We start from the raw sequence: 18,733 nt of genomic DNA, 5'->3' as shown, positions 1-18,733 counted from the left end.
CGAGATTCTACCCGCCAGCGCTTGGGGCGCACGCTAGCATGATGATTTCCTTCTATCCAAGGTAGCGCATCGGACGGATTTCTATCTTTCGTCTCGTTCCAGTTTCTCCAGTAAGAGTTCCAGCTTTGCGTCCAGGTCCTTACTTTTCCCCGCGTTGCGTATCAGCTCCCGTTGCCTCGCCAAGGGGATCTGCCCGTAACTCGACAGGGTCGTGACGACGCTCTCATGACCGAGGTTCTGGCTGAACGCTTTGAACTCCTCGGGCGTCCGGCAAGTGAGGTACGCATACTCGACGACGGTATTCCGTACACGGTGCGGTGTGAAGTAAGGCAAGTCAGCACTCGCAAATGCACGCATGAATATTTGCCGAATAGGCTGGGAGTTTGACCAGACCTGACGCTTTATGCCGTCCACTACCGGTCCTCTTTGAGGGTCGATCCGATGCCGGGATTGAGGGAAGAGGGGATCGTCAGGCTGCCACCGAAGTTCGCCGCGAAGGTATCGAACCCAAGAGAACAGAACGCCTTCAATCTCGGGCCCAAGCGGCAACAGCACGGACTCGATCAGCTTGCTGTTCTTAGTGCGGACGGTTTTGGGGTCTTGGACGATCATCTGCCGGTCGATGTCGACATGGCCTAGCAGCAAGGACGCGGCTGCATTGTCACGGATGCCGGTCATCATGAGAAGGGCAAAGACAGCACGATCACGCCTATGCAAAATGGTCTCAGAAGGCATCGAAGCCAATGCGCGCTTCAATTGATCCATGGTCGGCGAGGGCTTCGAAGGCGAAGAAGTCGCCGCGCGGATGTCTTTTTCGGAGAGGTTGAAGTAGGCGATAGAGTTGGTGTCGATTTTGGATTTGAAGCCGGGCTGCACTGACAGCCACCGGAAGAACCGTTGCACCGCTTTCAAGGTCGAAAGAATGGTCAAGTTTCCTAAGCGTTTGCTTTCGTCGGAAGGGGCGGACAGCGACGCCCTGAAACCTCTTGCCTGATCGCGATTGAAGCGTCCAAAGTCGCAGTAACTCGTGTACTCCTCGAAGCGCAGGATCGCCTTTTCGATCCCGCGCACGGTCGATTCAGACTTCTGATCCGCTTCGCGCAGGAACTCAGCGTAGTCACGCTTGATCCGTTCGTTTTCCGCGTTGAACTTTTCCATTTTCGTCTTGCTCCTTTGAGTCACGATCCAAGAGGGGAATGCTGCTCCCCTTTAGGCTTGGGTTCCGCCTCTGGAGTGGCCCGAATGACGCGGTGTATTCTTGCAGTCGTGAAGCGCTCCCTGCGCGGCAGATTTTCCTGTCACATGTGCAGCACACCCCAGCCAGGCGAACCGTTTTCTCGTTGAGGTCGGCAATGTAGACGGAGCCCAGGATTGGCAGGCGCGGTGCACGGCATGAAAGGCAGAACATCTCGTCGGGGCCGCACTTTTGCTTCCTGCCTTCGGCGCGGGCATCCAGAAACCCGCGAAGTTCCGCGCCGTGGATCAGGGTTGGGCTCCGGCCATCAATCGCACCCAACCCGTCCTTGAGCCACCGGCGAACGGTGTGAACGTGAACGTCGAGAAGCGCCGCGACTTCAGGCACCGAGTAGGTACGCCTGATGCGGATACGCCTGCGGTCCGGGTTCTTTGCTCCCGGCATCCTCTCAGCCCTAGTCGCTCGACCGCGCATCCCGCCCGCCGGTTCCGGCGAGGCGAGGGGCGGCGGCGATCCAGGATTGCAGGTCTTCGAGGAAGTAGAAAGCGCGTCCGCCCAACAGAACGTACTGCGGTCCTTGGCCCTTCATCGCCCAATCAGCGAGCGTTTTCGGCGAGCAGCCAAGGTAGCGGGCCGCGTTCTTGCGATCCATGCGTCCGTCCGGGTGGATGAAAACCCGCTGCGTGTCAGTGTCGATTTTCATGGCCTGGTTCCTTGCTCAACAGGGTTCTTCGGTCAGCACACGACAAGAAGGGCAAGACATGTATTGAAACTCAATACGAACCGTGCAAAATGGATCATTACAGAACGTTTCGACACGAGGACATCATGGCGATCAAGGTTCCGAAGGGGGCAGGTTCCAAGCTGGGCAGGACCGAGACGGTCTCGATTCGGCTCGATCCGCGCCTGAACTACTTGTGCGAGTTGGCGGCTCGCTCCCAGCGACGAACCAAGTCATCATTCATTGAAGCGACTTTGGCCGAACACATTCAGACGCAGGTCATCAACAAGTGGCGCAACTCTGATTTTGATGAGCCGAATACGTTCGGAGAACGCGCCGATGTACTTTGGCACGTCCGCGAGAGCCAGCGTTTGGTATCGCTCGGAATTGTTGCTCCTGAGTTGTTGACCTTCGAAGAGCAACACATTTGGGCGCTGATCGAAGAGAATGGGCATTTCTGGCGCGGTCGTTGGCGGGGGAACGATTGGGATTTCAGCATCAGTTTGGACGCCATCGTGAGGGAGCGAGTTGACGAACATTGGGAGGACCTAGTTGCGGTCGCGATGGGCGAGAAGAAACAGGACGTTCTTCCCGATGTTGGTGAGCCGCCACCCAGTAGAGACATCGACGACGAGATTCCGTTCTAGAGGTTCATTGGAATGCCTATTCGCTTCTCAAAGCTCACACGTCCTGCGATCCGTTCTCTCCAGCGAGGGGCTTCCATTTCGGAGCACGGGATCACATTTCGACGGGATGGAAACGGCGACGGAGTCTATTCCGTCAACATCATGGTCGACCGTCGGCGCATTCACCGCGTGATCGGGAGAGAGTCCGAGGGTGTGACGAGGCAGCAGGCGGAAGATTTCATCGCCCAAGCCAGAACTGATGCAAGGCGTCAGCGATTGGAGTTGCCCGAGGGGCGCAAAACTCCTCTGAGCTTCGAAGAGGCAGCAGACCGCTACGTACAGAGGCTTCGGGATAGCGACGGAAAGAACATAGACATCAAAGAGCGTCAGTTAAGGCAGCACTTGGTGCCGTTTCTTGCCGCCAAGCCCTTGAGTGCCATCGAGTCCTTCGACGTTGAACGCTACAAGAAGGCCCGCCGCTCCGCGGGCGCAGCAAAGGCTACCGTGAACCGAGACTTGGCCACACTTTCACACCTGCTGAACCAGGCGGTCGAGTGGAAGTGGATAAAAAGCAAGTCGGTCAGGATCAATCGCTTCAAAGAAGATAACCAGCGGATCGTGTACCTGACGGATGATCAGTGCGTTGCGTTGTTGGACGCCGCAGCTTCAGATCACAACGAAAACGTCCACGCCTTCGTCATGGTTGGACTTCACACTGGGATGCGCCACGCGGAAATTCTCAAGATCCGTCGCGAAGACGTCGACGTCGGGAAGCGGGTGATCTGGGTTCCGCGGGCCAAAGCGGGGTCTCGTGAGCAGCCGATCACGCGTGAATTGGCCGACTATCTTAGAAAACGCATGGAGATGTTGCCGCCTGGCTGCGAATGGCTGTTCCCTTCTCTGGGAAGCGCAACCGGCCACGTCCACACGATCCGCAAGGCGTTTCGCCGCTCCGCTGAGCGAGCTGGCCTCGATCCCGACCAGATCACCCCTCACACACTTCGCCATACGGCGGTGACGCATTTGGTGCAGGCCGGGGTCGATCTACCCACTGTGCAGCGCATATCTGGTCACAAGACCTTGTCCATGGTTGCCCGCTACGCGCATCAAAGCGGGTCCCACATCGAGGCGGCCATGGATCGGTTGGAAGGGCGGGTCAGCGGCACCTACGACGACAACATCCGCAAGTTAAAGCCGAAAAGTTCGGCCTGATTACACATAAATTACACGCGCGCCCTCATGCCATACGCTGGATTGGCTCTAAGTATTTGATTTTTATGGTGCCCGGGGGCGGAATCGAACCACCGACACGAGGATTTTCAATCCACTGCTCTACCCCTGAGCTACCCGGGCACGGGGGGAGCGGTTGCCTGCTCCCAGGGTCGCGCGTTTCTAGGAGCAATGTCGGAGGATGGCAAGACGGGTTTTTGAAACTTTTTGCACGGGGCGGCGAAGGGGCGGCAGGCGCGGCGCGGCGCAGAGTGCGACGACCCGGACAGAGGCAGTGAGGGGGGCGCGTGGGCGCCATGCTGCGGGTGTGCCTGCCCAAGGCGGCCGGCAAGACATGCGGGCCGGCCAGCACACCGGCGCCGATGCCTCAGCGGCGCCCATGGCCTGCCTCAGATGTTCTCGCCGCGGATCGCTTCGCAGACCGCGTCGGTCACCTGCCGGGTGGTCGCATCGCCGCCCACGTCGGGCGTGAGGATGCCATCGGCGCAGACCTTCTCCACCGCCCGCATCAGGCGGCGGGCGGCATCGGCCTCGCCCAGGTGCTCGAGCATCTGGCTTGCGGTCCAGAACGTGGCCACGGGGTTGGCGATGCCCTTGCCGGTGATGTCGAAGGCCGAGCCGTGGATCGGCTCGAACATCGAGGGGTAGCGGCGCTCGGGGTCGATGTTGCCGGTGGGCGCCACGCCGAGAGACCCGGCCAGCGCACCGGCGAGGTCGCTCAGGATGTCGGCGTGCAGGTTGGTGGCCACGATGGTGTCGAGCGAGCGGGGGCTCTTGACCATCCGCACGGTCATCGCGTCGACCAGCATCTTGTCCCAGGTCACATCGGGGAAATCCTTGCCGACCTCGGCAGCGATCTCGTCCCACATCACCATGCCGTGGCGCTGGGCGTTGGACTTGGTCACCACCGTCAGCAGCTTGCGCGGGCGGGACTGGGCGGGCTTGAAGGCGTAGCGCATGATCCGCTCCACGCCGACGCGGGTGAAGATCGACACTTCGGTCGCCACCTCCTCGGGCAGACCCCTGTGGGCCCGGCCGCCGATGCCGGAATACTCGCCTTCGGAGTTCTCGCGGACGATTACCCAGTCCAGGTCGCCGGGGCCGACACCTGCCAGCGGCGAGGTGATGCCGGGCAGGATCTTGGTGGGGCGCACGTTGGCGTATTGGTCGAAACCCTGGCAGAGCGGCAGGCGCAGGCCCCAGAGGGTGACGTGATCCGGTATGTCGGGGGCGCCGACGGCTCCGAAGAAGATGGCGTCGAAATCCTTGATCTGGTCCCGGCCGTCTTCGGGCATCAGCGCGCCGGTCTTGCGGTAGCGCTCCGACGACCAGTCGAACTCGGTCACGTCGAGCTCGAAGCCGCCGTCGCGCCGGGCCAGGGCTTCGAGCGCCTGCAGGCCGGCGGCGATGACCTCGGGGCCGATGCCATCGGCCGGAATGGAAGCGATCTTGTAGGTTCTCAATGGGTTGCTCCCTTGCCGTTCGGCTTGTGACCCGGAGCCCCCGGCGGGGTCCAGTTGGCTGACAGACATGGCGGGAAATCCTCCAACGCCTCTCCTCGGGGTTTTGCGGGAAGGTATCTGGAAGGGATGCGGCTTCTCAATCGTCAAATGACTTTATTCAGATTTGCAAAAGAGAGAGGCCGCCCGATAGACATCAAGCGGCCCAAGTGTTTTCTCGCCGTCGCGGAGAAAACCCGCCTCTTCCTGCGGACCACGCGGGCGGTTTCAATCACCGAGGCCGGTGCGGCGCTGATCGAGGGCACCCGCGCGCTGGTGGCCTCGGCCGACGCCTTCGAGGCCAAGGTGCGCTTTGTCCGCAAGTCGGAGGCTCCGGTCCTGAAGGTCGGTGCCATCGACAACGCGGCGGCCGGGCTGACGGCCCGCATCGCGCAGGTTGCGGAGGAAAGGCAGACCATCGTCAACCTCGTCGCGGCCGGCACCGGGCTGGCCATCGTGCCGCGCAGGACCGCGCGCCTGCAGGTGCCGGGCGTCACCTTCGTGGGCCTCTCGGTGCCGGCGGGCACGACGCGCTCCAAGCTGATCCTCGCCGCGGCCTGGGCGCGGGGCACGCGATCCACTGCGCGAGGCGGTCATGGCCGTGCTGGAGCGGAACCTGGATGCCATCGAAGCGACGGCCTGATTGCATCGAAACATAATATAACCATTGGCGCGTAGCGCGGCGGGCTCCGGCGGCGGCTCACCATCAAGGTCTCCAGCGCCGAGAACCCGGTGTCGTCGCGCTCCGGCGGCAACCAGCAGAAGGTCATCATCGGCAAGGCGCTGATGACCGGCCCGAAGATCTTGCTGATGGACGAGCCCAGGCGCGGCGTCGACGTGGGCGCCAAGGCCGAGATCTACAGGGTCATGCGGCAGCTCGCCGCCGAGGGGCTGGGGGTGCTGGTCCGCACCTCCGAGATCGAGGAGTGCATGGCGCTCAGCGACCGTATCCTGGCGATGGCCGATGGCCGGATCACCGGCGAATTCTCCCGCACTACCGAGGCCGCCGAGGTGCTCGCCGCGGCCACCCCCATGAGCACAGACAGGAGAGCGCCGCATGAGCGTCACCGCCCAACCGCAACCCGCCGCGCAGGTGAACTGGCTCCTGCTGCTGCTGAAGGCCCGGACCTTCGCGGCGCTGATCCTCGTCTTGACCTGTTTCGCCATGGCCGCGCCCAACTTTCTGAGCGTTGCCAAGGCGGTGCTGATCTCCAAGCATGTGGCGATCAACGCCTTCCTCGCCATCGGCATGACCTATGTCATCTTCACCGGCGGCATCGACCTGTCGGTCGGCTCGGTCGTGGGCCTCACGTCGATGATCGCGGGCTTCCTGCTGCTCAACGGCATCGACCTCGGCCTTGGTTGGTCGATCCAGTTCGACACGCTCGAGATCGTGGGGATGGTTTGCCTCGTCGGCGTCTTCGTGGGCTGGGTGAACGGGCTGCTGATCACCCGGCTCAACGTGGCGCCCTTCATCGCAACGCTGGGCATGCTCTAGATCGCCCGCGGCGCCGCGCTGCTGATAGTCGGGCGGGCGCGGACGGATCTGGGGCACCATTGTCGGCGCGCCTCCGGCTGACCGGGCGCCCGGCGCGGCTCAGCCGCTCTGCGCCGGCGCCGCCGGTGAGCCGGGCCTTGCAAGCGGGAAGGACAGCACGAAGGTCGCGCCGCCGGTGCGGCTCCGCAGCGCAGCCTCCCCGCCATGGGCGCGGGCGACCTCCTGCACGATCGACAGGCCGAGGCCGCTGCCCTTGCCACCGTCGAGCTGGCTGAACCTGCGAAACACCACCGCGTCCGCCCCGGCCGGAAGCCCGGCCCCGTCATCCTCGACCTCCACCTCGGCGACGGCGCCATCCGTCCTGGTGCTGACGCGGACCATGCGCAACCCGGACCCGCCATGGGTCAGCGCATTGTCGACGAGATTGCCGATCGCCTCGGCCACCAGGGTCTGGTCCGCGATGACCGGCAGGGGTTCGCGGCATCGCTCGAAGGTGAATTCGATGTCACGCGCCAGGGCTTGCGAGGCGATATCGCCGCAGGCCGCCGCCGCGCAGTCGCTCAGGTCGAAGGCCTCCTGGGCCGTGGCAGTACTGTAGCGCAGGCGCTCGAGCGAGAGCAGCCGTTCCGCGAGCCGGGCCGACTTGCGGGCAGCGGCGATCAGCTTCTGCTCATGCGCCGCCCTCTCGGAGGGGTCGGTGACCGCCGGCATCGTCTCGGCCAGCGAGAGGATGCCGGAGGCCGGATTGCGCAGCTGATGCGCCGCGTCGGAGATGAAGGCCTGATGCGCCTTGATGTCGTTTTCCACCTGCCCGAGCAGGCGGTTCAGCGTGCTGACGATGCCGCTGACCTCCACCGGCACGGCGCGCTGGATCCGGCTCAGGTCGTCGGGCGAGCGGCGCTCGATGGCCGCGCGCAGGTTTGCAAGCGGCCGCAGGCCGATGTTGACGCCGAACCACACCACCACGACCAGCGTGGCCAGCAGCGCCGTGATCACCGCCGCGGCTCTCCAGGCCAGCGCATGGGCAAACCGCTGCCGGTCGGCGACGCGTTGCCAGACGGTCACGATGGTCTCGCCGGTGAGGTTTCCCAGCGTGGTGGTCTCGGTCAGGCGCAGCACCCGCACCGGCTCGCCACGATACTCCGCCACCAGGTAGTGCAGGTCATCGCCCGACGGGCGCACGCCGACGCTCGGCGGGTAGGCATAGCCGGTCACGTAATATCCCCCCGGCCCGGTGACGTGATAGAACACCTCGCCGCCGCCTGCGTCGGAAATCAGGTCGCGGGTCCGGGGCGAGAGCGCATCGCCCTCCGAGATCGTCACGTCCCGTGCAATGGCCAGCGCGGTGGCCAGAAGGCCCCGGTCGAACAGCTCCTGGGCCGTGCTCTGCGCCGACTGGAACCGCCAGAACCCCAGCGCCGAGCCGACCACCAGGAGCGGGCAGAGGATCAGCAGAAGCAGTCGCGCCCGCAGCGACCATGACCCGGCGCTCATGGGGTCTCGGCTTCCAGCATGTAGCCCAGGCCGCGTGCTGTCTTGATCCTGATGCCGTAGCCCTCCAGCCGGCGCCGTAACCGGGAGACATGGGGCTCGATCGCGCTGTCGTCCACCTCTGCCCCGGTCCCGTAGACATGGGCGGTGAGTTGCGCCTTCGCCACGATCCGCCCGCGCCGCTCGAGCAGGCACTCCAGCGTGGCGATCTCGCGGCGCGGCACGTCGAGCGGCTCGTCGCCGTCCAGCAGCTGGCGGCTGGTCCGGTCGAAGACGAGCTGCCCGATCCGGTCGATGGCGGCAAAGACGAGGTTCTTGCGCCGCGCCAGCGCGCGCAGCCGCGCCTCCAGTTCGTCCATTTCGAAGGGCTTGGTCAGATAGTCGTCGGCACCCGCATCGAGACCCGCCACGCGCTCCTCCGTCTCGCCGCGCGCGGTGAGCAGGATCACCGGCACCCCGTCGCCGCGCCGGCGCAGGGCGCGCAGCACGGCGAGCCCGTTCATCAGGGGCAGGTTGATGTCGAGCACCACGAGGTCGGCGCCATCCCGGGCCAGAAAGGCATCGCCCTCCTCGCCGTCGTGCAGCACGTCCACCGAATGGCCCCGGTCGCGCAGACGCGAGGCAATTCCATGTGCCAGCTCCGTGTTATCCTCGATGATGGCGATCCTCATGATCAAAGTTTTGTCATGTTGCGCAAGTTTGGCGCAAGGTTGGTCCGGCAGGTTCAGTCGCATTGGAGGAGGGATTCGTTCCCTGAAATGCAAAACTGAAGGGTTCGGTGCGCTGCACCGGGCACGACGAACGTCCTTGGGAGGACACCTATGACCATGAAGCTCGCATCCAGACTGGCTGCTGCCACGCTCGCCGTTGCCGGGATGACCGCCCCCGCGCTGGCCGAAGTCGATTTTTCCGGCAAGACGATCGAATGGGTTATTCCGTTCTCCGAAACCGGCGGCTCCGCCAAATGGGCCAACTTCTTCGCGCCGCTGCTCTCCGAACAGCTGCCCGGCAATCCGACCGTGGTGGTCAAGTTCATGCCCGGCGCCGGCTCGACCAAGGGCGCCAACTGGTTCCAGGAGCAGGAGCACGAGGATGGCACGCTGCTGTTCGGCACCTCCGGTTCGACCCAGTTTCCCTACCTGCTGAACGACCCGCGCGTGCGCTACGAGTACAAGGACTGGATCCCCGTCATGGCCACCGGCACCGGCGGCGTGGCCTACATCAACGCCGAGGATGGCGCCAAGTTCGACGGCTCGGCCAACAACCTCAAGGACATCGACTTCATCTTCGGCTCGCAGGGGGCCACCGGCCTCGATCTCGTGCCGCTGCTCGCCTGGCAGATGCTGGGCATGAAGGTGGAGCCGGTCTTCGGGATCAAGGGGCGCGGTGACGGCCGCCTGATGTTCGAGCGCGGCGAAGCCACGATCGACTACCAGACCTCCTCGGGCTACCTCGGCGGCGCGGCCGACCTGGTGGCCGCCGGCACCGCCGTGCCGATGATGACCTGGGGCGCGCTCGACGAGAACGGCGTGATCGTCCGCGACCCGACCTTCCCCGACATGCCGAGCTTCAAGGAAGTCTGCGAAGCCACCGAGGGCTGCGAGACCGAGGGCACTGCCTGGGACGCCTGGAAGGCCTTCTTCATCTCCGGCTACCCGAGCCAGAAGATCGCCTTCCTGCCCGCCGGCACACCGCAGGATATGGTCGATGCCTATGTCGCCGCCTTCGAGGCGGTGCGGACCGACCCCGGCTTCAAGGAGCTCGCCAAGAACGAGGTGGGTGACTACCCGATGTTCGTGGGCGCCGGTGCGGCCAACGCCGCCGAGCAGGCCACGACCGTCAGCGAAGAGGCCCGCGCCCATGTGGTGGACTGGCTGAAGTCGGCCTACGGCGTCACGCTCGAGTAAGCCTCCGGCGACACTTTGTGGCCCCGCCGACCCTCGGCCGGGGCCGCCCCCACTCCCCAACTGCCACTCCTGATCGAAAGTCGGTGCGATGGACATTCTCGCGACCGCCCTGCCTGCGCTTGGCGAGGCCTGGGCCCTCATCCTGCAACCTGTTGTTCTGGGCTACCTCGTACTCGGCGTTCTGATGGGCCTCGCCGTGGGCGTCTTCCCCGGCCTCGGCGGCATCGCGGGCCTCTCGCTCCTGCTGCCCTTCATGTTCGGCATGGACCCGGTCCTGGGCCTTGCGCTGATGATCGGCATGGTGGCCGTGGTGCCCACCTCCGACACCTTCGCCTCGGTGCTCATGGGGATCCCCGGCTCCTCGGCGAGCCAGGCCACGGTGCTCGACGGCTTCCCGCTCGCCAAGCAGGGCCAGGCCGCGCGGGCGCTGTCGGCGGCCTTCACCTCCTCGCTCTTCGGCGGGCTGGTGGGCGCTCTCTTCCTGACCGTCTTCATCCTCATCGCCCGGCCGATCGTGCTGGCCTTCGGCCTGCCGGAAATGCTGATGATCACCATCCTCGGCCTCTCCATGGTGGCCGTGCTGGCGGGGCGCGTGGCGCTGAAGGGCCTCGCCGCGGCCGGGCTCGGCATGATGCTGGGCACCATCGGTATCGCCGATGCGGGCGGCTCGCTGCGGATGGCGAGCTATGACATTCCCTATCTCACCGACGGGCTGAAGCTGGTGATCGTGGGCCTCGGCATCTTCGCCGTGCCCGAGATCGTCAGCCTGCTGCGCCAGGATCGCGCCATTGCCGGCGAGGCCAGGCTGGGCGCGGGCTGGACCCAGGGCGTGCGCGACTGGGTGGCCAACAAGTGGCTCTCGGTCCGCTGCTCGCTGATCGGCGTGCTGGTCGGCATCATCCCCGGCCTCGGCGGCTCGGTCGTGGACTGGATCGCCTACGGCCACGCGGTGCAGACCACCAAGGACAAGTCGAACTTCGGCAAGGGCGAGATCCGCGGCGTGATCGGGCCGGAAAGCTCGAACAACGCGAAGGAGGGCGGCGGGCTGGTGCCCACGCTGCTCTTCGGCATCCCCGGCTCGGGCAGCATGGCGATCTTCATCGGCGCCATCGCGCTACTGGGGTCGGGCGATATCGAGGTCGGCCCGGCAATGCTGCGCGACAACCTGGATATCACCTATTCCATCGTCTGGCTTCTGGCGCTGGCCAATGTCGTGGGCACGGTGCTCTGCATCGCCGCATCCGGCGGCATCGCCAAGCTGACGACGATCCGGTTCACCTACCTCGCGCCGTTCCTCTTCATGCTGATCAGCTTCGCGGCGTTCCAGTCCGGCGAGAACTTCGAGGATCTGCTGGCGCTCTTCGTGATCGGCCTGATCGGCATCTTCCTGCGCCGGTTCGACTGGTCCCGTCCGGCCTTCCTGATCGGCTTCGTGCTGTCGGAGCCGGTGGAGAAGTTCTGCAACCAGGCGTTCCAGATCGCCTCCTTCCGCTTCCGCAAGAGCTTTGGCGAGGGCATCGAATACCTGTTCTCGCCCATCGTGATCATCCTGATCATCATCACCGTGGTGTCGGTGGTGCTGGGCATCCGGCAGGCAAAGACCATCATGGCCGAAGGCGACGTGAAGTCGGGCTCCAAGCGCGCACCGCTGGTGTTTCTCTTCGCCATCATGGCCTACCTGGTGGTGTCGCTGGTGAACGCAGGGATGATCCCCAACTACGCCATGACCGACAAGATCGTGCCGCTGGTGGTGGGCGGGATCGCCCTGTTCTGCTGCCTCGTCATGCTGGTGCAGATGATGATGCGCCCGGAGACCGACGTGATCTTCGCCGACAAGGAGATCGCGGGCGAGGATGCCGATGCGCCCTACGGGCTGTGGTCGACCCTCGCGTGGTTCGCCGGGCTGATCGCCGCCACCTGGGTGGTCGGCTTCATCCTCGCTCTGGTGGGCTTCATGGTCGGCTTCCTGCGGATCCGGGCCGGGGCGGGCTGGCTCAAGACCCTGATCCTCACCGCCTGCGGCATCGGGTTCATCTGCTTCATGGCCGGCGCGCTGAACCGGGATTTCCCGCCGGGCCTGTTGCAGGACGCCGTCGACCTGCCCTGGCCGCTGAAGTGAGGACGCAGGACATGACCCAGACCGGCATCCCCTACGTCTTCATGCGCGGCGGCACCTCCAAGGGCCCCTACTTCAACCGCGCCGACCTGCCCGAGGATCTCGACACGCTGGCGGCGGTGCTGGTGGCGGCGGTGGGCTCTGGCCACGCGCTCAATATCGACGGCATCGGCGCGGGTGCGGCGGTGACCACCAAGGTCGCCATGCTCTCGCCCTCCGAGGACGACTGGGCCGAGGTCGACTACTTCTTTGCCCAGGTTTCGGTCGAGGACCGGCTGGTGGATTTCAAGCCCACCTGCGGCAACATCCTCTCGGGCGTCGGCCCGGCGGCGATCGAGATGGGGCTGGTGCGGCCCTCGGGCGATGTGACCGAGGTGAAGATCCGCGCGGTGAACACCGGGGCCAAGGTGCTGGCGAAGGTTCAGACCCCGGGCGGCGTGCTCACCTATGACGGCGAGGCCGAGATCGCCGGCGTGCCGGGCAGCGCCGCGCCGATCGCGCTGAACTTCATGGGCGTCGTCGGCTCCTCCACCGGGGCCTTCCTGCCCACCGGCAACCTGCGCGACGAGATCGAAGGGATCGAGGTGACCTGCATGGACGTGGCCATGCCCATGACCATCGCCCGCGCCTCCGACTTCGGCCTCACCGGCTACGAAAGCGCCGCCGAGCTGGACGCCAACAAGGATTTCTTCGCCCGCATGGAGGCGATCCGCATCCGGGCGGGCGCGCTGATGGGGCTGGGCGACGTGACCAGGTCGGTCACGCCCAAGTTCGGCCTCTTCGCGCCCGCACGCGAGGGCGGCACCATCGCGGCCCGCTACTTCATGCCCTGGAACACCCATCCCAGCATGGCGGTGACCGGCAGCCAGTGCATGGCCTCCTGCGCCCTCACGCCCGGCACCATCGCCGAGGGCCTGCTCGACAGGCCCACCGCCAGCCCCGCCAACGTGGTGCTCGAGCATCCCTCCGGCACCATCGAGGTGCTGGTGGACTTCGACAGCGCGGCGGGCTTCTCGCTCAACTCCGCGGGCCTGCTGCGCACGGCCCGCAAGCTGGCCGACGGCCGGATCTACGTGCCCTCCCGCATCTGGAAAGGTCTCTGACATGCCGATCATGAACCTGCTCGTCGCCTTCAATGGCTCCGAGGCCTCGGTGGCCGCGCTGCGCTATGCCGCGGCGCTGGCGCGGGCCCGCGGCGCCCATGTGACCGCCTTGCTGGCCCATTCGACGCATGCCGTCTTCGACACCACCTCGCGCTGGATTCCCAAGGAGGCCCGCGCGCTGCTGGCCGAGGCCAACAGCGGCATCGTCACCGGCATCGAGGCCCGGTTCGAGGCCCTGCGCGGCGAGCTGGACCTCGGCGCGGCGCTCACCTTCCGCACCCACGCCGGACGCGTGGATGCCGTGCTTTCCGAGGCCGCCCGCGCCTACGACGCCCTCATCGTGGGGCGGCACATGGAGGAGGATGACGCGCATGTCTCGCATCATCCCGACCGCATCGCCCTGCTTTCCGGGCGCCCGGTGATCGTGGTGCCCGAGGGCCATGATGTGGACGCCCGCCACAGCCATGCCGCGCTCGCCTGGGACGGCGGGCGCTCGGCGGCGCGCGCGCTCTCCGACAGCCTCCGCCTGCTCGAGGACCAGGGCCGCGTGACCGTGCTCACCGTCGGGCAGCGCAAGGAGTGGCCCCCGATCGAAGACCTGCTCACCCATCTGACCCGCCACGGGGTGGAGCCGCTGCACCGGCCGTTCCCCGAGAGCGAGCCGGTCACCAGGGCGATCCTCGGGTTCTGCGCCGAGAATGACCCCTCGCTGCTGGTGATGGGCGCCTATGAGCACTCCAAGTTCCGCGAGGATTTCCTTGGCGGAGTCACCGCCAGCGTGCTGCGCGAAATCCGAATTCCCGTTCTCATCTCTCACTGAGGCCCTGCCATGACCGCCAATCACAGCCAGCTCCGTCAGTTCATCACCGACCTCGAGAAGATGCGCGAAATGCTCTCCCGCGACATTGTGTCGGGCAACGGGGACACGCGCATGCTCACCGACCTGCACCGCCGTGTCAGCAAGGCCCTGACCGCGCTCAACGGTCAGGCCTGAGGCGCGCACCGAAGGCTCAGTCGCGCGACCGGGCTCGGCGGATCAGCCGCGCCGCCAGCGGTGCGCCGAGGATGACCAGCACGATCCGGGTAAGGTGGTGGGTGATGACAAAGCCCAGGTCCGCCCCGGTGACGATGGCCAGCACCGTCATCTCGGCCTGCCCGCCCGGCGCGAAGGCCAGAAAGGCCTCCACCGGGTCGCCCAGGCCGAGGCCTGTCACCACCAGCGTGAAGGCGGCCGCCAGCACCGCCAGCAGCATGACATAGGCCACGCCCGCCGCCACCACCCTGCGCAGCTCGGCCCAGGTCACTCCGGTGAACTGCACCCCGATCCCGCAGCCGATGAAGAACTGCGCAAAGAGGATGGCCTCGCGCGGCGGGCGGGAGTGGATGAGATCGGTGAGCGAGAGCAGGGCTGTCACGATCAGCGGCCCGAGAATCGAGGCGCCGAACAGGCCCAGCCGCTCTCCGCCCTTCCAGCCGATGACGGCGGCGGCCACCATCAGCCCCAGTTCGTGCAGCGCGATGTCGGCCGCCGGCGCGCCGATCGGGTTGGTCAGTGCCGCGCCGTAAACGAGCGTGAGGAAGATCGGCGCCAGGGTGACGATGATGAGCACCCGCGTGCCATGCACCAGCGCCAGGGCGCGCGGGTTGCCGCCGGCTTCGGTGCCGAAGATCACCATGTCCTGCAAGCCGCCCGGCATGGCCGCGTAATAGGCGGTTGGCGCGTCGAATCCCCAGACCCTGCGAAAGAACGGCACCCCGATGAGCCCGATCAATACGATGTAGAAGGGGATGAGCGCGACCGAGGCCGCCATCGTCGGAAGCTCGGCAAAGAGCGCCGGCGTGATCGAGGCCCCAACGGCGACCCCCAGTATCGTGCGCGCCCCGACCGAGACCTGGCCAAAGCCCTTAAGCGGGGCGCCGAGCAGGGCCGCAAGCAGGCAGGCCGTCATCGGCCCGAACAGGAAGGGCAGCGGCAGCTCCGCGAGCCAGAACAGTGCCGTGCCCGCCGTCGCGAGGCCGAGGGTCAGCAGCCGTTGCCGCAAGGGAGAGGAGAAGAAGGCCCTGAAGGTCACGCGCAGGCTCCGGAATGGGGCAGTTGATCTGCCATGGATGCGAGTGTATACGATTGGATACAAAAACTGCAATCCGATTCTGGTGGCACCCGAGATGGACGAGATCGACGACTTTCCCCAACCCGGCTCGCAGGGCGAGGGCGCCTACCAGCGGCTTCTCGTCGAACTCCGGGAAGGCCGGCTCAACCCCGGCGACCGCCTGCGCGAGACCGAGCTGGCGGAGCGGCTGGGCGTTTCGCGCACGCCGGTCCGCGAGGCGATCCGGCAGCTCGAGGCCGATGGCATCGTCACCCATGTTCCGCGCCAGGGCGCCGCGATCCGCACGCTGGATTATGCCGAGGTGATGGAGCTCTACGAGATGCGCACGGTGCTCGAGGGCACGGCGGCCCGCCTCGCCGCCCGCGCGGCCTCGGAGATCGAGATCGAAGAGCTCCTTCACATGAACCGGGCGCTGGAGAAGCTGGGCAACAGCCCCGAGGCCTTCGTTCTGAACCGCCAGTTCCATGCGGCGCTGCTCGATGCCGCCAAGAACCGGTTCCTGGCCCGCTCCATCGCCGGCTTGCACAAGTCGCTGATGATCCTGGGCCCGACGACGCTCACCCATCCCGACCGCGCGGCCGAGGCGGTGGAGGAGCACTACGGCGTGCTCGAGGCCCTTAAGGCCCGTGACGGCGCGCTGGCCGAAGCCGCGATGCGCGCGCACATCGAAAAGGCCCAGCGGGTCCGCGTGCGCGCCCTGCGTGCCCGCCCCCTCTTCGACGGAGATACCCTGTGAGCGAGACCCCCGACATTCTGGTCATCGGCGGCGGAAATGCCGCGCTCTGTGCGGCGATCACCGCGGCCGAGGCGGGCGCGCGCGTGCGGATCCTCGAGGCCGCGCCCAAGCCCTACCGGGGCGGCAATTCGCGCCACACCCGCAACTTCCGCTGCATGCATCACGGCCCCCTGGGCCCGCTGGTCGAGAGCTACAGCGAAGACGAGTATCTCGCCGACCTGATGAAAGTCACCGGCGGCAAGACCGACGAGGCGCTCGCCCGGTTGGCGATCCGCACCTCCGAAGAGTGCCTGCCCTGGATGGAGGCCCGCGGCGTCCGCTTTCAGCCCTCGCTCTCCGGAACCCTCTCGCTTGCCCGCACCAACGCGTTCTTCCTCGGTGGCGGCAAGAGCCTGGTGAATGCCTACTACCGCACCGCCGAGGCGCTGGGCGTGGAGGTTCTCTACGAGGCCGCCGTGACCCACCTCGACGTGCAGCAGGACCGCGTGGCCGAGGTCGTCTACACCCACGGCGGGCACGAGCACCGGCTCTCGCCCAAGTCGGTCGTCGTGGCCTCCGGCGGATTTCAGGCCGATACCGACTGGCTCGCCCGCGCCTGGGGGCCTGCGGCGAAAAACTTCCTGATCCGCGGCACGCCCTACAACCGGGGGGTCGTGCTGGCCGACCTTCTGGGGCAGGGGGTGGAGCAGGTGGGCGACCCGACCCAGTGCCACGCCGTCGCCATCGACGGCCGTGCGCCCAGGTTCGACGGCGGCATCGTCACCCGGCTCGATTGCGTGCCGTTCTCCATCGTGGTCAACAAGGACGGCGAGCGGTTCTACGACGAGGGCGAGGATGTCTGGCCCAAGCGCTACGCCATCTGGGGGCGCCTCGTCGCCGCCCAACCCGACCAGGTGGGCTATGTCATCATCGACGCCAGGTCGCTGGAGCTGTTCATGCCCTCCGTGTTTCCGCCGATCAAGGCCGATACGCTGGAGGAGCTGGCCGAGAGGATGGGCCTGCCGCCCGCCCGGCTGCGCGAGACCGTCGACGGGTTCAACGCCGCCTGCGGCGACACCAGCGCGTTTCACCCCACCGAGCTCGACGGGGTCGCCACCACCGGCCTCACCCCGCCCAAGACAAACTGGGCGCGGCCAATCTCCGAACCGCCGTTCTATGGCTACAGCCTGCGCACCGGCGTCACCTTCACCTACCTCGGGCTGAAGGTGGACGACCGGGCGCAATGCGCCATCGGCAACCGCCCGGTCCGCAACCTCTGGGCGGCGGGCGAAACCATGGCCGGCTCGATCCTGGGCCAGGGCTACCTCGCCGGGTTCGGCATGACCATCGGCACCGTCTTCGGACGCATCGCAGGCAAGGAGGCCGCGACCCATGCAGCTTGAAACCTACATCGCCGAGGCCCGCCGCCAGTCCGAGATCTGCAACGCCTGCCGCTACTGCGAGGGCTATTGCTCGGTGTTTCCCGCACTCCACGCCGAGCGGGCGTTCTCCGACGGAAACCTCACCCAGCTGGCCAACCTCTGCCACAACTGCCGCGGCTGCTACTACGCCTGCCAGTATACCGCGCCGCACGAGTTTGCGCTCAACCTGCCCAAGGCGCTGGCCGAGGTGCGCCAGGAGAGCTGGAAGGCCCACGCCTGGCCCGGCGGGCTGGCGCGGCTCTTCGACCGGTCGGGCGTGCTCATGGCGGCCGGGCTGGTACTGGGCTTCGGGCTGATCTTTGCCCTGGCCCAAGCCCTGCGGCCCGACAGCGGCGAGGGCTTTTATGCCTATATGTCGCACGGGCTGATGGTGGCCGTCTTCGCGCCGGCCTTCCTGCTGCCGCTGGCGGCCCTCGCCGTCTCGCTTCGGGCCTACTGGAGGACGATCGGCGCAGGCCCGCTCCACCTCGCCGACCTGTGGGCCGCGACCGGTTCCGCCGGCCGGATGAAGAACCTCGAAGGCGGCCACGGCGATGGCTGCAACTTCGAGGACGAAGACCGCTTCAGCCATGCGCGGCGGCACTTCCACCAGGCGACGCTCTGGGGCTTTCTGATGTGCTTCGCCTCCACCTCTGCCGCCACGCTCATGCACTACCTTCTCGGACTCGAAGCGCCCTATGGCCTCTTCTCCCTCCCCAAGCTCCTGGGCGTGCCCGGCGGGCTGCTGCTCTGCGCGGGCACCGCGGGGCTTGCCTGGCTGAAGACCAGGGCCGACCCGCACCTGGGTGCCCCCGCGGCTTGGGGCGGCGAAATGGCCTTCATCCTGTTGCTGCTGACCGTCAGCGCCACCGGCCTCGTGCTCTATGCCGCCACCGGCACCGGCGCCGTCTCCATTTTGCTGCCGCTTCATCTCGGCGCGGTGCTGACCTTCTTCCTGCTCACGCCCTTCTCCAAGATGGCGCACGGCTTCTACCGCATGGCCGCGCTCACGGCGGATGCCGGGCGGAAGCGCCGGCAGGGGGCCTGACCGCCCAAGACACCCCTGCCGCTGCAGACGTTTCGGCGCGGCCGGCCCAGCC

19 protein-coding genes, 1 tRNA gene and 1 pseudogene are annotated in these 18,733 nt (G+C 66.3%); 13 read left to right on the top strand and 8 right to left on the bottom strand.

Annotated elements, in window-relative coordinates; all coding sequences use genetic code 11:
- Window positions 1-81: 81 nt before the first annotated feature.
- Genes BUR94_RS13960 through BUR94_RS13950 form a run of 3 tightly spaced genes read right to left on the bottom strand, consistent with a single transcriptional unit; the run spans window position 82 to window position 1,898 of the window.
- Window positions 82-1,158, bottom strand: a complete 1,077-nt coding sequence (locus BUR94_RS13960) for a tyrosine-type recombinase/integrase (RefSeq protein WP_074256804.1) — start codon at window positions 1,156-1,158, stop codon at window positions 82-84.
- Complete coding sequence (locus BUR94_RS21120; protein WP_074256803.1) at window positions 1,118-1,639, bottom strand: helix-turn-helix domain-containing protein; 522 nt, start codon at window positions 1,637-1,639, stop codon at window positions 1,118-1,120. Before BUR94_RS21120 ends, BUR94_RS13960 begins: the two co-directional genes overlap by 41 nt.
- Window positions 1,640-1,649: 10 nt before the next feature.
- On the bottom strand, window positions 1,650-1,898 hold the full coding sequence (locus BUR94_RS13950; RefSeq protein ID WP_074256802.1) for a helix-turn-helix transcriptional regulator: 249 nt from the start codon (window positions 1,896-1,898) through the stop codon (window positions 1,650-1,652).
- Window positions 1,899-2,023: 125 nt separating this feature from the next.
- Between BUR94_RS13950 and BUR94_RS13945 the strand changes: the two genes are divergently transcribed.
- A complete protein-coding gene (locus tag BUR94_RS13945) occupies window positions 2,024-2,563 on the top strand; it encodes a hypothetical protein (RefSeq protein ID WP_139301285.1) in 540 nt (179 codons plus the stop codon).
- Between the two features lie 141 nt (window positions 2,564-2,704).
- The gene (locus tag BUR94_RS13940) at window positions 2,705-3,754 is read left to right on the top strand and encodes a tyrosine-type recombinase/integrase (protein WP_217694051.1); all 1,050 of its coding nucleotides are present in this window, start codon (window positions 2,705-2,707) and stop codon (window positions 3,752-3,754) included.
- Between the two features lie 66 nt (window positions 3,755-3,820).
- Here the strand turns inward: BUR94_RS13940 and BUR94_RS13935 are convergent.
- Both BUR94_RS13935 and BUR94_RS13930 read right to left on the bottom strand, forming a co-directional pair.
- Window positions 3,821-3,895 (bottom strand) — tRNA-Phe (locus BUR94_RS13935).
- A gap of 266 nt (window positions 3,896-4,161) precedes the next feature.
- Window positions 4,162-5,235 (bottom strand): tartrate dehydrogenase, encoded by a 1,074-nt coding sequence (locus BUR94_RS13930; RefSeq protein WP_074256799.1) that lies wholly within the window; start codon window positions 5,233-5,235, stop codon window positions 4,162-4,164.
- Window positions 5,236-5,382: 147 nt separating this feature from the next.
- On the opposite strand from BUR94_RS13930, the gene BUR94_RS20755 reads away from it, so the two are divergent.
- The 3 genes and pseudogenes from BUR94_RS20755 to BUR94_RS13915 all read left to right on the top strand — a co-directional run bounded on the left by BUR94_RS20755 (window position 5,383) and on the right by BUR94_RS13915 (window position 6,769).
- On the top strand, window positions 5,383-5,949 hold the full coding sequence (locus tag BUR94_RS20755; RefSeq protein WP_074256798.1) for a hypothetical protein: 567 nt from the start codon (window positions 5,383-5,385) through the stop codon (window positions 5,947-5,949).
- Window positions 5,950-6,003: 54 nt separating this feature from the next.
- A pseudogene (locus BUR94_RS21105) lies at window positions 6,004-6,081 on the top strand (hypothetical protein); the annotation flags it as partial.
- 247 nt (window positions 6,082-6,328) lie between these two features.
- On the top strand, window positions 6,329-6,769 hold the full coding sequence (locus BUR94_RS13915; RefSeq protein WP_084193043.1) for an ABC transporter permease: 441 nt from the start codon (window positions 6,329-6,331) through the stop codon (window positions 6,767-6,769).
- A 99-nt stretch (window positions 6,770-6,868) separates the two neighbouring features.
- On the opposite strand, the gene BUR94_RS13910 is transcribed toward BUR94_RS13915, so the two are convergent.
- Together BUR94_RS13910 and BUR94_RS13905 are read right to left on the bottom strand one after the other, a co-directional pair.
- Window positions 6,869-8,263, bottom strand: coding sequence for a sensor histidine kinase (locus BUR94_RS13910; protein WP_074256797.1), 1,395 nt, complete (start codon window positions 8,261-8,263; stop codon window positions 6,869-6,871).
- A complete protein-coding gene (locus BUR94_RS13905; RefSeq protein WP_074257735.1) occupies window positions 8,260-8,931 on the bottom strand; it encodes a response regulator transcription factor in 672 nt (223 codons plus the stop codon). The genes BUR94_RS13910 and BUR94_RS13905 overlap by 4 nt, the downstream gene beginning before the upstream one ends.
- Window positions 8,932-9,087: 156 nt before the next feature.
- On the opposite strand from BUR94_RS13905, the gene BUR94_RS13900 reads away from it, so the two are divergent.
- From BUR94_RS13900 to BUR94_RS20750, 5 genes are all read left to right on the top strand, one after another.
- On the top strand, window positions 9,088-10,167 hold the full coding sequence (locus BUR94_RS13900; protein ID WP_425445238.1) for a tricarboxylate transporter: 1,080 nt from the start codon (window positions 9,088-9,090) through the stop codon (window positions 10,165-10,167).
- A gap of 88 nt (window positions 10,168-10,255) precedes the next feature.
- A complete protein-coding gene (locus BUR94_RS13895) occupies window positions 10,256-12,286 on the top strand; it encodes a tripartite tricarboxylate transporter permease (RefSeq protein WP_074256795.1) in 2,031 nt (676 codons plus the stop codon).
- A gap of 11 nt (window positions 12,287-12,297) precedes the next feature.
- The gene (locus BUR94_RS13890; protein ID WP_074256794.1) at window positions 12,298-13,386 is read left to right on the top strand and encodes a 4-oxalomesaconate tautomerase; all 1,089 of its coding nucleotides are present in this window, start codon (window positions 12,298-12,300) and stop codon (window positions 13,384-13,386) included.
- Between the two features lies 1 nt (window position 13,387).
- Window positions 13,388-14,206, top strand: a complete 819-nt coding sequence (locus BUR94_RS13885) for a universal stress protein (protein WP_074256793.1) — start codon at window positions 13,388-13,390, stop codon at window positions 14,204-14,206.
- A gap of 9 nt (window positions 14,207-14,215) precedes the next feature.
- Complete coding sequence (locus BUR94_RS20750; RefSeq protein WP_175570478.1) at window positions 14,216-14,380, top strand: hypothetical protein; 165 nt, start codon at window positions 14,216-14,218, stop codon at window positions 14,378-14,380.
- Window positions 14,381-14,396: 16 nt separating this feature from the next.
- Here BUR94_RS20750 and BUR94_RS13880 read toward each other — a convergent pair whose 3' ends face one another.
- Complete coding sequence (locus BUR94_RS13880) at window positions 14,397-15,458, bottom strand: AbrB family transcriptional regulator (protein WP_074256792.1); 1,062 nt, start codon at window positions 15,456-15,458, stop codon at window positions 14,397-14,399.
- Between the two features lie 94 nt (window positions 15,459-15,552).
- On the opposite strand from BUR94_RS13880, the gene BUR94_RS13875 reads away from it, so the two are divergent.
- From BUR94_RS13875 to tcuB, 3 genes are read left to right on the top strand one after another with little or no spacing between them, the layout of a single operon-like run.
- On the top strand, window positions 15,553-16,233 hold the full coding sequence (locus BUR94_RS13875) for a GntR family transcriptional regulator (RefSeq protein ID WP_074257734.1): 681 nt from the start codon (window positions 15,553-15,555) through the stop codon (window positions 16,231-16,233).
- On the top strand, window positions 16,230-17,615 hold the full coding sequence (gene tcuA, locus BUR94_RS13870) for an FAD-dependent tricarballylate dehydrogenase TcuA (protein WP_074256791.1): 1,386 nt from the start codon (window positions 16,230-16,232) through the stop codon (window positions 17,613-17,615). Before BUR94_RS13875 ends, tcuA begins: the two co-directional genes overlap by 4 nt.
- Window positions 17,605-18,681 carry a tricarballylate utilization 4Fe-4S protein TcuB gene (gene tcuB / locus BUR94_RS13865; protein WP_074256790.1) on the top strand — a complete coding sequence of 359 codons (1,077 nt, stop codon included), beginning with the start codon at window positions 17,605-17,607 and terminating at the stop codon, window positions 18,679-18,681. The genes tcuA and tcuB overlap by 11 nt, the downstream gene beginning before the upstream one ends.
- The last annotated feature ends 52 nt before the right edge of the window (window positions 18,682-18,733 follow it).

This window comes from Vannielia litorea, from assembly GCF_900142295.1.
Lineage (GTDB): Bacteria > Pseudomonadota > Alphaproteobacteria > Rhodobacterales > Rhodobacteraceae > Vannielia > Vannielia litorea.
Note: the sequence above shows the minus strand (reverse complement) of the source record. Positions and strands in the feature narration are given on the sequence as shown.

Bases quoted from the DNA above. Each gene is read 5' to 3' on its own strand.
- BUR94_RS13960 (WP_074256804.1), bottom strand. From the start codon at position 1,158: ATGGAAAAGTTCAACGCGGAAAACGAACGGATCAAGCGTGACTACGCT.
- BUR94_RS21120 (WP_074256803.1), bottom strand. From the start codon at position 1,639: ATGCCGGGAGCAAAGAACCCGGACCGCAGGCGTATCCGCATCAGGCGT.
- BUR94_RS13950 (WP_074256802.1), bottom strand. From the start codon at position 1,898: ATGAAAATCGACACTGACACGCAGCGGGTTTTCATCCACCCGGACGGA.
- BUR94_RS13945 (WP_139301285.1), top strand. From the start codon at position 2,024: ATGGCGATCAAGGTTCCGAAGGGGGCAGGTTCCAAGCTGGGCAGGACC.
- BUR94_RS13940 (WP_217694051.1), top strand. From the start codon at position 2,705: ATGGTCGACCGTCGGCGCATTCACCGCGTGATCGGGAGAGAGTCCGAG.
- BUR94_RS20755 (WP_074256798.1), top strand. From the start codon at position 5,383: ATGACTTTATTCAGATTTGCAAAAGAGAGAGGCCGCCCGATAGACATC.
- BUR94_RS13915 (WP_084193043.1), top strand. From the start codon at position 6,329: ATGAGCGTCACCGCCCAACCGCAACCCGCCGCGCAGGTGAACTGGCTC.
- BUR94_RS13910 (WP_074256797.1), bottom strand. From the start codon at position 8,263: ATGAGCGCCGGGTCATGGTCGCTGCGGGCGCGACTGCTTCTGCTGATC.
- BUR94_RS13905 (WP_074257735.1), bottom strand. From the start codon at position 8,931: ATGAGGATCGCCATCATCGAGGATAACACGGAGCTGGCACATGGAATT.
- BUR94_RS13900 (WP_425445238.1), top strand. From the start codon at position 9,088: ATGAAGCTCGCATCCAGACTGGCTGCTGCCACGCTCGCCGTTGCCGGG.
- BUR94_RS13895 (WP_074256795.1), top strand. From the start codon at position 10,256: ATGGACATTCTCGCGACCGCCCTGCCTGCGCTTGGCGAGGCCTGGGCC.
- BUR94_RS13890 (WP_074256794.1), top strand. From the start codon at position 12,298: ATGACCCAGACCGGCATCCCCTACGTCTTCATGCGCGGCGGCACCTCC.
- BUR94_RS13885 (WP_074256793.1), top strand. From the start codon at position 13,388: ATGCCGATCATGAACCTGCTCGTCGCCTTCAATGGCTCCGAGGCCTCG.
- BUR94_RS20750 (WP_175570478.1), top strand. From the start codon at position 14,216: ATGACCGCCAATCACAGCCAGCTCCGTCAGTTCATCACCGACCTCGAG.
- BUR94_RS13875 (WP_074257734.1), top strand. From the start codon at position 15,553: ATGGACGAGATCGACGACTTTCCCCAACCCGGCTCGCAGGGCGAGGGC.
- tcuB (WP_074256790.1), top strand. From the start codon at position 17,605: ATGCAGCTTGAAACCTACATCGCCGAGGCCCGCCGCCAGTCCGAGATC.